This is a genomic window from Cryobacterium gelidum (assembly GCF_004403985.1).
In the GTDB taxonomy this organism is placed as follows: domain Bacteria; phylum Actinomycetota; class Actinomycetes; order Actinomycetales; family Microbacteriaceae; genus Cryobacterium; species Cryobacterium gelidum.
In genome coordinates this window covers 170061-183038 of the sequence record NZ_SOHL01000013.1, presented here as the reverse complement: position 1 = coordinate 183038, position 12978 = coordinate 170061, and the positions used below count along the sequence as shown (strand labels likewise).

The following is a 12978-nucleotide window of genomic DNA, read 5'->3' as shown; positions in this document are numbered from 1 at the left end:
GCCGGGAAGCACCGCCGTGCCCGACGAGGGCTAAACCTTGAGCATCCAGTCGTCGGCATCGTCGGCATCGTCGGGGTCCGCGCCGGTGTCGTCGTCCAGCTGCGTGCGAATTGGCAGCGTGATGGCGCCGGTAAGCGGATCGATCACGGTCGCCTCGTCGCGGCGGTGCCGCAGCACGTCCTGCACATAGCTCGTCACGGCTTCGGCGAGCGGAATGTCCCGCGACTGGTTCTGCGCCATAAACCAGCGGTGATCGAGCAGCTGGTGAAACACCTGTGCCCGCTCGAGCTTGCCTCGTAGATCTTCGGGAATTGCCCGCACCACCGGCTCGAACACCCGCACGAGCCACTCGTGCGCCACCATCTCCTCGTCCGCACCGGGGTCGCCGTAGGCCGCGCGGTAGGAGTCGAGGTCGTTCAGCAGCCGGCGTGCCTGGTTCTCTTCGGCGTCGAGCCCGGTCATGCGCAGCAGCCGACGCTGATGATGCCCGGCATCGACGACCTTCGGCTGAATGTGCACCTTGCTGCCAGCGCTGTCGGTCTTGATCGCGAGTTCCTCGATATCGAAGCCGAGGTCGTTGAGACGTTCCACCCGTTGCGTGATGCGCCAACGCTCCGAGTTCGAGAACGATTCCGAGCCGGTGAGTTCCTTCCAGAGCAGGCGGTAGGCGGCGACGATACCGTTACTGACCCGAATCGGGTCGAGCTCGTCGGCAACGCGGCCGCCGGCTTCAAGGTCCATGAGTTCGCCGGCGATGTTGACCCGGGCAATCTCGAGGTCGTTCTCGCGCTGCCCGTTCGAGAGCCCGCCGGAGTACAACTGCCCGGTCTCGGCATCGACGAGATAGGCGGCGAACGCGCCGGCGTCGCGCCGGAACAGCGTGTTCGAGAGTGAGACGTCGCCCCAGAAGAATCCAATCATATGCAGCCGCACCAGGAGCACAGCGAGGGCGTCGACCAGCCGGGTGGCCGTGTCCGGGCGCAGGGCATGCGAATACAGGGCGCGGTAGGGGAGGGAGAACTTCAGGTGACGGGTGACCAGAACCGAATTGAGCGGATCGAGGTCGGCGTCCGTTCTGTTCGTGATCACGGCGACCGGCTCGACGCAGGGAATTTCGAGGTTGGCCAGGGTTCGGAGCATGTCGTATTCGCGCGAGGCCATCTCGCTCGTGGTCTCCTTGATGGCGACCACCCGCCCGCTCAGGTGCGCGAACCGCACGAGGTGGCGGGAGATGCCCTTGGGCAGCGAGGCGATGTTTTCGTTCGGCCAGGCATCGAGGGGCAACTGCCACGGCAAGTCGAGTAGGGCCGGGTCGGCCGTGGCCGCGATGATGTTGAGGGAACCGCTCATAATTTGACCCTAACTGACGAGAAAACGGCTGGAGGACGCGAATCCCTCCAGCCGTTCAGAAAACCGATTAGTCGGTGACGGCGCCGCCGAGGCGCAGTCCGGTTTCGGCGTCGAACACGTGCAGGTGATTCGGCGTGGCCGTGAGGTAGACGGTCTCGCCCGCGTTCGGGTGTGAGCGGCCGTCGACGCGAGCGACGATGTCGGTGCGCTTGCCCTCGATCGTGGAGTGACCGTAGAGGTAGCCGTCGGCGCCGAGTTCTTCGACCAGGTCGACCTCGATCTGCAGGCCGTCGCCGGCGGTGGACGACATCTGGATGTCCTCCGGACGGATTCCCACGGTGACCTTCTTGCCGGTTGAGCTGGCGAGTGTCTCGCGCTGCACGGGCACGGTCGCGGTGCCGAATTTGATGCCGCCGTCAACGGTGTCCGCGAGGAACAGGTTCATCGCGGGGCTGCCGATGAAGCCGGCCACGAACACGTTCTGCGGCTTCGCGTACAGGTCCCGGGGCGAACCGACCTGCTGCAGGATGCCATCCTTCAGCACCGCAATCCGGTCACCCATGGTGAGCGCCTCGGTCTGGTCGTGGGTCACGTAGACGGTCGTGACGCCGAGGCGGCGCTGCAGCGAAGCGATCTGCGTACGCGTCTGCACGCGCAGCTTGGCGTCGAGGTTGGAGAGCGGCTCATCCATCAGGAACACCTGCGGCTGACGCACGATCGCGCGGCCCATGGCAACGCGCTGACGCTGGCCGCCGGAGAGCGCCTTCGGCTTGCGGCTGAGGTACGGCTCCAGGTCGAGCAGCTTGGCTGCTTCGAGTACGCGGGCGGCACGCTCGTCCTTGTTGATGCCGGCGATCTTGAGCGCGAAGCCCATGTTCTCGGCGACGGTCATGTGCGGGTACAGCGCGTAGTTCTGAAAGACCATGGCGATGTCGCGGTCCTTCGGCGGCACGTCGGTCACATTGCGCTCACCGATGAGAATATTGCCGTCGTTGACCTCTTCGAGGCCGGCAAGCATCCGCAGGGAGGTGGACTTTCCGCAGCCGGACGGGCCGACCAAAACCAGGAATTCGCCATCGGCGACCTGAAGGTCGAGCTGGTCAACAGCCGGTCGGGTGGAACCCGGGTAGAGCCGGGTTGCCTTGTCAAAGGTCACTGAAGCCATGATTATTACTCCTTCACCGGCAGGAACGTGCCGGACGATCCGTTGTGAATAGGATTTATGCGCCGTTCGCCGACCGGAGTCAGTACCCGACCGCCCTATTATTACACGACGGGTGCCCGGCTTGGTCGTCAGCGTGCCCCCCCGTTTGGTCGTTTCACAGTCAGGGCATCTACTATTTCAAGGGTGCGTTCATGCGCGCCTCCACTTCTCGAAAGCGATTTTTTATGCCTATTGGCGGACCCAGCGACAGTAGCCCTTCCAGGAGCCGCCGGCGCGACGCCGCCCGGGTGAAGGCCAAGGAGCTTCGAGTCAGCCAAAAGAAGAAGGACCGCCGCAACAAGGTCTTTCTGCAGGGCGGCATGGCAATCGCTGCCGTCGCCATTGTCGTTCTGGTCGCCCTTGTTATTGTGAACTCGATCAAACCGGCCGGTCCCGGCCCCAAAAATATGGCCAGTGACGGTGCGCTCATCGGCGAGGGTTTGGTCACCGCCCGAACGCCCGCGCTGCAGCCCGACGCCAATCCGCGGCCGTCCGAAGCTGATCCCACCGGTGCCGTCGCGAACATCCGCCTGTACGTCGACTACCTGTGTCCGCTCTGCGCCGACTTCGAAGACGCCAACACCGAGCAGATCGCCCAGTGGGTTGACTCCGGTGCGGCGACCGTTGAAATCCACCCGATCGCCATTCTTGCGAACAAGTCCGCCGGCACCAAGTACTCCCTGCGGGCTGCGAACGCGTCGGCCTGCGTTGCCAACTACTCGCCCGACGATTTCTTTGCCTTCAGCTCCGCCCTGTTCGTTGATCAGCCGAAGGAGACCTCGCCCGGCCGCAGCAACGACGAGCTCAAGAATGTCGTTACGGATTCCGGCGTGAGCGAAGCGCTGTCCAGCATCAACTCCTGCATCGACGACGGCACGTACGAGTCGTGGGTCGAGGCAGCCACCGACCGCTCGACTGCCGGCCCGATCCCCAACTCCTCGATTGAGTCCATCATCGGAACGCCCACCATCCTGGTCAATGGCAAACCGTACACCGGCTCGTTCGACGACCCGAAGGAGTTCGCGTCCTTCGTGCAGCAGGCCCTCGGCGAGACCTACTCCACGTCGACGTCGACGCCCACCCCCGCGACGCCGGCCCCGTAGCTGGCACCGGTAGCTCGCTGAAGCGGATGCGCCGCCTCGTGCCGCGCGCATCCGCGCCGCCGCCGGCGGCGCCGGCGGCGGTGGCGGCGAGGGCTTGGAAATGATTTAGGATGGTCTCCTGAGGCCCGCGTGCCTCATGCCGGCCTGGCGCAATTGGTAGCGCACCACTCTTGTAAAGTGGGGGTTACGGGTTCAAGTCCCGTGGCCGGCCCCACGACCCCCTGCTCCCGAACGGAATCCAGGGGGTCTCTCTCTGCCCGCGTCCTGGCATCCGCTAGATGCGCGGGTGTTCGCTGCACACGTGGGCCGGTTCCGAACACGTGCCGTCTAACCACCATCGAAAACGGGCGCGGGCTGCCCAGCGGGTCCGAGACGTAGACTGAAGGCTGGGATTGTACGAGCGGCTGCCCGCTCACGCGCGGGGGCGCGCAATGAGAGGACGCACACGCATGAGCCTGATCCGGCTGAACGACGTCAGTATTCGCTTGGAGAACACACAGATTCTGCGCGAAGCGTTCTTTCGTCTCGAACCCGGCGACCGCGTCGGTCTGATCGGCAAGAACGGCTCCGGCAAGTCCACCATTCTCAAACTGATCCTCGATCAGGTCTCGCCCGACACCGGTGAGGTCACCCTCGACGAGGGAATCACCGTCGGCTACTTCTCCCAGTTCTCCGAGCTCAATGGCGAGCTGACCATTACCGAGGTACTCGACGCGCTGTTCGTGGCCGTGAAGGCGGTCGAGGCCGAACTCGCCGCAATCGACGCGGCGATTGCCCTCGATTCCTCGGCCAGCGTCGAGCTGGACCGGCTGATCAGTCGCCAGGGCGAGCTATTCGAAGAGATGGACCGGCTCGACGGTTGGGATTACAAACGCCACATCGACACCGCCCTGACCACCCTCGGATTCAACGAGGCACACCGAGTCTGTGCCATCGATGAGCTTTCCGGCGGTTGGCGCAACCGTGCAGCCCTGGCCAAGATCGTGCTCGAGGCCCCCGACGTGCTGCTGCTCGACGAGCCCACCAACTATCTCGACGTGGCCGGCGTCGAGTGGCTCGAAGCCTGGTTCAAGAGCTTCAAGGGCGCTGCCATCGTTGTCTCGCACGACCGCAAGTTTCTCGACGCCGTCGTCACCCGCATCATCGAGGTCGAGAATTTTCACCTGCACGAATATCCCGGCAACTTCGGTGAATACATCGTGCAGAAGCAGTTTCGGCTTAAGACCCTCGAGGCGCAGTTTGTGCACGAATCCGAGCTGCTCGCCTTCGAAGCCGAGGGCATCGCCGACCGCCGCGAGGCCGCCAAAGCCGAGAGCCGCCAGCTCGGCAACCAGCTCGCGCACATCAAGAAGTCGCGGACGCCGCGCCCGGTCGACCAGATCATCACCGAGATCTACGGAAACCTGCACGTGAAGGATGTGCTCTGCCGGGTCGACGGCCTCGCCAAGAGCTACGGCGACAAGGTGTTGTTCGCGAACCTCAGCTTTGAGGTACGGCGTGGCAACCGCATCGTCGTGCTCGGCAGCAATGGCAGCGGCAAAACCACCCTGCTGCGCGTACTCACGGGCGAGGAGACGGCCGACCACGGCGACGTCGCCTGGGCCAGTGGCGCCGGCGTCGTCTCGTACAACCAGATCCTCGCCGAACTCGACGAGAGCGACACCGTCAGTCACGCCGTCAACGCCATGCCCGGCAGCCTCGCCCTCACCGCGACCAAGAAATCGGTCAACCGCTTTTTGACCATGTTCCAGTTCAGCGAGGCCGACCTGAAACAGAAGATCGGCAACCTGTCAGGCGGCCAGCGCGCCCGCGTCGCCATGGCCCAGTGCCTGCTCTCCGGCGCCTCGGTGCTATTGCTCGACGAACCGACCAATCACCTCGACATGTCGAGCACCCAGGTGATGGAACGCGCCCTCGTGCACTTCCCGGGCGCCGTCGTGGTCGTCAGCCACGACCGTTTCTTCACCGACAAAATCGCCAATCGCCGCCTCGTCTTCGGCAGCGAGGGAGCAGTCCCCGGCGAAATCGAAATGCGCGCCGCGTAGCGGCCGCGCCCTGGCCACTACCCCGAGTGGGCTGGGCGCGGGCTGGCCTGCCCGGCGCACGAGAACCTGCGCCCACACCGAACCTGCGCCCACACCGAACCTGCGCCCACGCCGAAGCCCCAGCAGCCCAGCACAAGCCCGGGCTGTACATACCGTAGCCCGGGGAGCCCGCCAGCAACCCCTGTCGACGCGCCGAGCACGGCTGTCTCGTAGTATTACTACGTGACCCAGCCCCGAGCACGCACCCGCACGGATGCGTCGGCCGCGCTCGCGGCATCCGCGGCCCCGGTCTGGCTGGCCCTCATCGTCTCGGTGTTGATCGGCGCGCTGTACGCCGTGCAATCACGGGTGAACGGCGAACTCGGGCATCAAATCGGCAACGGATTCACCGCCGCCGTCATCTCCTTCGGCTCCGGCCTGATCATTCTCAGCCTCGGCTTGATCGTGTTCCGCCGTGGACGCCGCGGCCTTCAGCTCGTCGCGCGCGCTGTCTCGGCGAAACACCTGTCCTGGTGGCACCTGTCCGGCGGACTGGCCGGCGCACTGTTCGTGCTGTCGCAGGGCCTCGTCGCCGCGCCGCTGGGCATCGCCATGTTCACCGTCGCGGTTGTGGCCGGCCAGACCGTGAGCGGCGTGCTGATGGACCGCTTCGGCATCGGCCCGGGCGGGCGCCGGCCGCTGCACGCATCCAAAATCGTCGGTGCGCTGCTCGCCCTGATTGCCGTCGCCGTCACGGTGAGCGGCGAACTGCGCGGCAGCGATGCGCTCTGGTTGCTCGGGCTGCCGCTGATCGCCGGCATCGGCCAGGGCTGGCAGCAGGCCGTCAACGGCCAGGTGCGGGTCACCGCGCAGAGCGCGCTGACGGCGACCTTTCTGAACTTTCTCACCGGGACCATCGCCCTCGTGCTCGCCGCGCTCGTGCAGGGCCTGCTGGTCGGTTTCGCGCTCGACCTGCCCGCCAACCCGTGGCTCTATACCGGCGGTCTCATCGGCTGTATCTTCATCGCCGGGGCCGCGCTCGTCGTGCGCACCACGGGGGTGCTCATGCTCGGCCTGTGCATCGTGGCAGGCCAGCTGGTCTGCGCCCTCGCGCTGGATCTGCTCGCGCCAACGCCGGGGCATCCACTCGGCTTGACGACCATTGTCGGCACCGCGCTCGCCCTCGTGGCCGTCGTCATCGCCGCGGTGCGCTGGCGCCACCCCGGCCACGCCCGCCCGTAAGACCCGCGCCAGCCTACAGAACCCCGAGAAACTCCTCGGGATCGATCGACAGCCGCACACCAGGCTTGCAGTCCGCCGGAATGCCGCCGACATACAGCCACCCGAGCAGCTCTTCATCGTCGGCGAGGGCGTGCAGCGTGCGCACGGCTTTGGTGCGCACGAGGGACCCGGTGCGCCACATCGCCCCCCAGCCGGCGTCGTCGAGGAGCAGCGTGAGCAGGTGCGCGACGCCCGCGGCGGCGGCATCCTGTTCCCAGTGGGCAACTTTGTCGCTCACCCGCCGCGACGCGACGACCGCAATCAGCAGCGGCGCTCGCAGCGGCTTGCCGGCTAGTTTGATGGCCTCACTACCGTCACAAGCGGATGCCGCCACAAACGCTGCTCCCAGCCGCTCCCGCGCGTCGCCGCGCAGTTCGATCAGGCGCCATGGCCGTAGCGCGCCGTGATCGGCCACCCGCGCCGCGGCCGCCACCAGGGGTAACAGCTCGGCCCGAGTAGGCGCCAGCGCCGTCACTTTGGAGTAGCTGCGCCGGCAATTGACGGCCTGGAAGACCAAAGAGGTGGCAACATCCGTTGTTGGGGGAGGCTGGCTCACCGCTTTACTCGGCGGGCGTGAAGTTGAGCGAGATCGAATTCATGCAGTAGCGATCACCGGTCGGGGTGCCGAATCCGTCGGGAAAAACGTGGCCCAGGTGCGAGCCGCAGTTCGCGCAACGCACCTCGGTGCGCACGCTGCCGAGCGAGCGATCTTCGAGAAGTTCGACCGCTTCGGGCCGCACGGACTCGTAGAAGCTCGGCCAGCCACAGTCGGAATCAAACTTGGTGCCACTCTGGAACAGCTCCGCGTTGCAGGCGCCGCAGGTGTACACGCCAGCCCTGCTCTCGTCGAGCAGCTTGCCGGTTCCGGGGCGCTCAGTGCCGGCCTCGCGCAGCACAGCAAATTTTTCGTCGCCCAGTTCGGAGCGCCACTCGCTGTTCGACTTCTTGATTGCGTAGTCCATGGTGGACGTCCTTTCATTCCAGCCGCGCGGATACGGATGTTATCTCCCCAGCCTAAACTCGTGCGGCCCCGCGTGCATTCCGACGGCGGCCGTTTCGTCGCGTTTGCACGGCGCTCACTCCACACCGTGCGGCCGCCATGCGGTCCTCGGCTGCGGCGTGCCGGGCGTGCCGGGGCAACATGCAGCCGCTCCCAAATAGGATGAACCCAGCGGATAAGCCGTAAAACCTATCTGGGGGAGTGATGCACCAATGAGTGAGCGAACACCCGCCGCTGCCCCCAGCACCGCCGCCCCGGCGCAATTGAGCGAACGTGACCAAGCCGTGCTCGCCTTTGAACGGCAATGGTGGCGGCACGTCGGTGCGAAGGAAGAGGAGATCCGCGCCACCTTCGGCCTCTCGGCTGCCCGGTACTATCAACTGTTGGGGGCACTGGTCGATTCACCGCTGGCCCTTGCCTTTGACCCGATGCTGGTCAACCGGCTGCAGCGCATGCGTTCCGTGCGATCCGAAGCACGCGCCAGACGGTCCATGCCCGCACAGGACTAGGCACTTACCGCTTTCAGCCCGCAAACCGGCTTAGCTCGATTCCGGTCCGGCAGCCCCAACAAGGATTCAACCACCATGGCGCGAAAATTTGCGAAAGACCGTTTCGACACACACACGCGTGCCCTCGACCGCGTGGGGGCCCACCGTGCCCCCGGCAGGAAGGGCCGCGGCTGGATCGCGTTCTGGTGGGCGCTCGGCGCCACCGTTCTGTTGATCGCGGTGGGCGTCGCCGGCATTTTCGCCATCAATAATCGCCTTAACTTTTCCGACATTCCGGGGCTGGCGTCATCTGGTTCGACCCCGCCCCGCACCGAGACCGTCATTCCCACCGCCGAAGCGACCGTCGATCCGACGCTGACCGTAAACGTGCTGAACGGATCCGCGATCAATGGTGTCGCAGCAGCGGTCAGTGACACCCTCACTGCCGCCGGCTGGGCCGTCAGCGCCACCGGCAATGCCGATACCGACACCGAACCGACCAGCGTGATCTACTACACCGACGCGAGCCAGGAAGGCGCTGCCCGCGGCATCGCCGCCTCGCTGCCGGGCGCGAAGATCGTCGTGTCAACCAGCTTCGTCGATTCGGGCGCGGCCCTGACCGTCGTCGTTGGCAACGACTACGTGATGCCCGCGGGCTGACCCTGACTCGAATCTGCAGACGTAGTGGTCAAAATCTGATCCGTCAAGCCCCTGTTCTTTCACCGCGATTTCAGTAGTGTCTGGTTTTGGTCACACATTTTGTTCGGGCAATACCCGCCCGGATCAAGGACGCTCGCCCAAGATAACTTGCACCAGTAGGTAACTTGCAACAGAAGACTTGCTCTCGGGGATTTGCTGCTCGCACAGAATGAACGCAGTCTCTGCGGCAGGGCCCGGAACAGCCAATGGGCGGTTGCCGTCGAAATTGAGCAAGGAGTAACACATGGCGAACGGAACCGTCAAATGGTTTAACGCTGAAAAGGGTTTCGGCTTCATCACTGTCGACGGGGGAGGCCAAGACGTTTTCGTTCACTACTCCGCCATCGACATGAGCGGATACAAGGTTCTCGAAGAAGGCCAGCAGGTCGTCTTCGAGGTTGGTGCCGGAGCAAAGGGCCCGCAGGCCGAATCGGTTCGACCGGCCTGACAAACCCGACGCTGGGGGTCTGTCCCCCGCGCTGACGCCGCCCGCTGCAACGGGCGGCATTAGTGTGTAACGGTGATTTCAAAAACTACGGCATGCTTCGCCCGGCTGGGCCGTCCCGTTGGGCTTCTCGCACTCCTCGTGCCGGCAATGCTGTTGAGCGGATGCACGGGCAATAGCGCGGCGCCGTCCACCACGCCAACGGCCGGCGCGTGGACATCGAGCAACGCAGCTCCGGCCACCGCCGAGATAACACCCTTGACCGGACTCAGTGTTCCGGCCGGATCCTCAGCGCGCCCCGCGCTCGCCGTCAAAATCGACAACCACAGCGCCGCTCGGCCACAGGTTGGGATCGATCGCACCGACCTCGTGTTTGAAGAATTAGTCGAGGGCGGCATCACCCGGTACGTCGCACTCTGGCAGTCCAGCATCCCCGACGAGGTCGGCCCGGTACGATCAATTCGCCCGATGGACCCCGACATCATCGCGCCGTTCGGGGGCCTCGTGGCCTTTTCGGGCGGGCAGCAACGGTTCGTCGACGCCATGGACGCAACCGGCCAGATCAGCGCCATCTTCGACAACGACACGACCGGCCTGTTCTCCCGTTCAACGGCCACCGCGGCCCCGCACAACGTCATCCTCGCCGCCGCGGAATTCGCCAACCGGAACGCGACCGTCGCTCCGCCTGTGCAGCAGTACGCCTACGCGGCCACGCTCGACGGTGCATCCGCTGCCGTGGACGGCACCCCGATTTCGGTGATCAATACCCGATTTTCGCACTCGAGTGTCCGCAGCTGGACCTGGAGTGCCGCCACCGGCGCCTACCTGCGCGCCCAGGACGGCGCACCGGACCTCAGCGTCGACGGCGCCCAGCTCAAAGCCACCAACGTGGTTGTGTTGCGCGTGAACGTCACGGTCGATCAGGGCATCCCCAAAACGGAGCTCATCGCCTCGGGTGACGCGTCGATCTCGACCGGCGGAAAGACGCTCGCGGCTACCTGGAGCAAAAACCTCCAGACCGCGCCGATCCGCCTCGTCGACGGCCACGGAGTGACAATTCGGCTGGCACCGGGCAATACCTGGTTTCAGCTCGTGCCCAACGGCACCGGCTCGGCCGACCTCGTTCCCTGACCGGCTGAAGCCAGCCGCGCGCCACCCCGGATGCTCGCTTGCACTCTCGACCCCAGAGTGCCAGAATCGATTTAGCACTCTCGTCATCTGAGTGCTAATCCCATCATCGTTTAGAACGTCCGGGAGGGACGAGTTACACATATGGCAAAAATCATTGCATTCAATGAAGAGGCCCGTCGTGGGCTTGAGCGCGGCCTGAACATTCTCGCCGACACCGTCAAGGTCACCCTCGGCCCGCGCGGCCGCAACGTCGTTCTGGAGAAGAAGTGGGGCGCCCCCACGATCACCAATGACGGTGTGTCCATCGCCAAGGAGATCGAGCTCGACGACCCGTACGAGAAGATCGGTGCGGAACTCGTCAAAGAGGTCGCCAAGAAGACGGATGACGTAGCCGGCGACGGCACGACCACCGCAACCGTCCTCGCCCAGGCTCTGGTTCGCGAAGGCCTGCGCAACGTCGCAGCCGGCGCCGACCCGATCAGCCTCAAGCGCGGCATCGAGAAGGCCACGGCAGCTGTCATCGCCGAGCTCATCGCCAGCGCCAAGGAGATCGAAACCAAGGAAGAGATCGCCGCTACCGCGTCCATCTCCGCCGGAGACACCGAAATTGGCGCGATCATCGCCGAGGCCATCGACAAGGTCGGCAAGGAAGGTGTCGTCACCGTTGAGGAGTCGAACACCTTCGGAACCGAGCTCGAGCTCACCGAAGGTATGCGCTTCGACAAGGGCTTCTTGTCGGCGTACTTCGTCACGGACCCCGACCGTCAGGAAGCGGTCTTCGAAGACCCCTACATCCTGATCGTCAACTCCAAGGTCTCCAACATCAAGGACCTGCTCCCCATCGTGGACAAGGTCATCCAGACCGGCAAGCAGCTCCTCATCATTGCGGAAGACGTCGACGGTGAGGCCCTGGCCACGCTCGTCGTGAACAAGATCCGTGGCATCTTCAAGTCCGTCGCCGTCAAGGCCCCGGGCTTCGGAGACCGTCGCAAGGCTCAGCTGCAGGACATCGCCATCCTCACCGGTGGACAGGTCATCTCGGAAGAGGTCGGCCTCAAGCTCGAAAACGTCACGCTCGACCTGCTTGGTAACGCCCGCAAGGTCGTCATCACCAAGGATGAGACCACGATCGTTGAGGGTGCCGGCGACGTCGAAGCCATCGCGGGTCGCGTCTCGCAGATCCGTGCCGAAATCGAGAACACCGACAGCGACTACGACCGCGAGAAGCTCCAAGAGCGCCTCGCCAAGCTTGCTGGCGGCGTCGCTGTCATCAAGGCCGGAGCCGCTACGGAGGTTGAGCTCAAGGAGCGCAAGCACCGCATCGAAGACGCCGTGCGTAACGCCAAGGCTGCCGTCGAAGAGGGCATCGTCGCCGGTGGTGGCGTTGCGCTCATCCAGGCCGGCAAGACCGCATTCGAGAGCAAGGCAGTCCTTGACCTCGTCGGCGACGAGGCAACGGGCGCGAACATCGTGCGCGTCGCCATCGACGCTCCGCTCAAGCAGATCGCGCTCAACGCGGGCATGGAGCCCGGCGTTGTCGCCGACAAGGTGCGCAACCTGCCCGTCGGATGGGGCCTCAACGCCGCCACCGGCGAGTACGTCGACATGATCGCCGCCGGAATCAATGACCCGGTGAAGGTCACCCGCTCCGCGCTGCTCAACGCCGCGTCGATTGCCGGACTATTCCTCACCACCGAGGCCGTCGTTGCCGACAAGCCCGAGAAGAACTCGGCTCCGGCCGGCGACCCCTCGGGTGGCATGGACTTCTAAGTCCCGCCGCTAGCGACACCATAAAAGTGGGCGTCTCCCTTCGGGAGGCGCCCACTTTTATGCGTTTCCCACCGCTGATCGGTAAGCCGTGAGGCACTTCTCACGGCAAAGACGGCTCAGTGCTCCCGGCCTCGGTGTTCCCGGCCTCGTGCTCACGGCGCGGTAATTGACTCGCCCGCCCTAGCGCGCGAACAGGCGCGTGTTGGCCTGCTCGGTCTCCGCATACTGCTGTCCGGCCATGCTCAAGGCTTGGTTGAGCAAGGTCAGGCTCTCCTCCAGCTGCTGGTGCATGGCCCGCCACTCGGCGAACGCCCCCTGAAAAGCCGTGGAGGCTTGGCCGGTCCAGAAGCCTTCCAGACTCGTGAGCTGAGCATTGAGATCGCCGACATCTGCCTGGACCCGCGCAATGGTGCCGCGTGCAGTACTTGCAGTGCTTTGCACCGCATCGCTGTCGACCTGGAAGCTCGTCATGGTGTGCCCTTC

13 protein-coding genes and 1 tRNA gene are annotated in these 12978 nt (G+C 64.9%); 9 read left to right on the top strand and 5 right to left on the bottom strand.

What is annotated here, in order from left to right; genetic code table 11:
• Positions 1–30: 30 nt before the first annotated feature.
• On the bottom strand, positions 31–1350 hold the full coding sequence (locus E3T50_RS07170; RefSeq protein ID WP_134551217.1) for a DUF4032 domain-containing protein: 1320 nt from the start codon (positions 1348–1350) through the stop codon (positions 31–33).
• Positions 1351–1417: 67 nt separating this feature from the next.
• Positions 1418–2515 (bottom strand): ABC transporter ATP-binding protein, encoded by a 1098-nt coding sequence (locus tag E3T50_RS07165; RefSeq protein WP_134461381.1) that lies wholly within the window; start codon positions 2513–2515, stop codon positions 1418–1420.
• A 224-nt stretch (positions 2516–2739) separates the two neighbouring features.
• On the opposite strand from E3T50_RS07165, the gene E3T50_RS07160 reads away from it, so the two are divergent.
• The 4 genes from E3T50_RS07160 to E3T50_RS07145 all read left to right on the top strand — a co-directional run bounded on the left by E3T50_RS07160 (position 2740) and on the right by E3T50_RS07145 (position 6923).
• Positions 2740–3657, top strand: a complete 918-nt coding sequence (locus tag E3T50_RS07160) for a DsbA family protein (protein WP_134551216.1) — start codon at positions 2740–2742, stop codon at positions 3655–3657.
• A 138-nt stretch (positions 3658–3795) separates the two neighbouring features.
• Positions 3796–3871: transfer RNA gene (locus tag E3T50_RS07155), tRNA-Thr, on the top strand.
• A 235-nt stretch (positions 3872–4106) separates the two neighbouring features.
• Positions 4107–5702 (top strand): ABC-F family ATP-binding cassette domain-containing protein, encoded by a 1596-nt coding sequence (locus tag E3T50_RS07150; protein ID WP_134551215.1) that lies wholly within the window; start codon positions 4107–4109, stop codon positions 5700–5702.
• A 222-nt stretch (positions 5703–5924) separates the two neighbouring features.
• Positions 5925–6923: a DMT family transporter gene (locus tag E3T50_RS07145; RefSeq protein ID WP_134551214.1), complete on the top strand. Its 999-nt coding sequence runs from the start codon at positions 5925–5927 to the stop codon at positions 6921–6923.
• 13 nt (positions 6924–6936) lie between these two features.
• Here the strand turns inward: E3T50_RS07145 and E3T50_RS07140 are convergent, their stop codons facing one another.
• On the bottom strand, positions 6937–7518 hold the full coding sequence (locus tag E3T50_RS07140) for a nitroreductase family protein (protein WP_241990810.1): 582 nt from the start codon (positions 7516–7518) through the stop codon (positions 6937–6939).
• Between the two features lie 4 nt (positions 7519–7522).
• Complete coding sequence (gene msrB / locus E3T50_RS07135; protein WP_134551213.1) at positions 7523–7924, bottom strand: peptide-methionine (R)-S-oxide reductase MsrB; 402 nt, start codon at positions 7922–7924, stop codon at positions 7523–7525.
• Positions 7925–8174: 250 nt separating this feature from the next.
• On the opposite strand from msrB, the gene E3T50_RS07130 reads away from it, so the two are divergent.
• The 5 genes from E3T50_RS07130 (at position 8175) to groL (ending at position 12495) form a co-directional block, all read left to right on the top strand.
• Positions 8175–8471, top strand: a complete 297-nt coding sequence (locus tag E3T50_RS07130) for a DUF3263 domain-containing protein (RefSeq protein ID WP_134551212.1) — start codon at positions 8175–8177, stop codon at positions 8469–8471.
• 75 nt (positions 8472–8546) lie between these two features.
• Positions 8547–9110 carry a LytR C-terminal domain-containing protein gene (locus E3T50_RS07125; protein WP_134551211.1) on the top strand — a complete coding sequence of 188 codons (564 nt, stop codon included), beginning with the start codon at positions 8547–8549 and terminating at the stop codon, positions 9108–9110.
• A 283-nt stretch (positions 9111–9393) separates the two neighbouring features.
• Complete coding sequence (locus E3T50_RS07120) at positions 9394–9597, top strand: cold-shock protein (protein WP_035834941.1); 204 nt, start codon at positions 9394–9396, stop codon at positions 9595–9597.
• 72 nt (positions 9598–9669) lie between these two features.
• Positions 9670–10725, top strand: a complete 1056-nt coding sequence (locus E3T50_RS07115; RefSeq protein ID WP_134551210.1) for a DUF3048 domain-containing protein — start codon at positions 9670–9672, stop codon at positions 10723–10725.
• A 141-nt stretch (positions 10726–10866) separates the two neighbouring features.
• Entirely contained in the window at positions 10867–12495 is a 1629-nt protein-coding gene (groL, locus tag E3T50_RS07110) for a chaperonin GroEL (RefSeq protein ID WP_092112469.1), read from the top strand.
• Positions 12496–12675: 180 nt separating this feature from the next.
• Here the strand turns inward: groL and E3T50_RS07105 are convergent, their stop codons facing one another.
• Positions 12676–12966 (bottom strand): WXG100 family type VII secretion target, encoded by a 291-nt coding sequence (locus E3T50_RS07105; RefSeq protein ID WP_134461357.1) that lies wholly within the window; start codon positions 12964–12966, stop codon positions 12676–12678.
• Positions 12967–12978 lie beyond the last annotated feature (12 nt).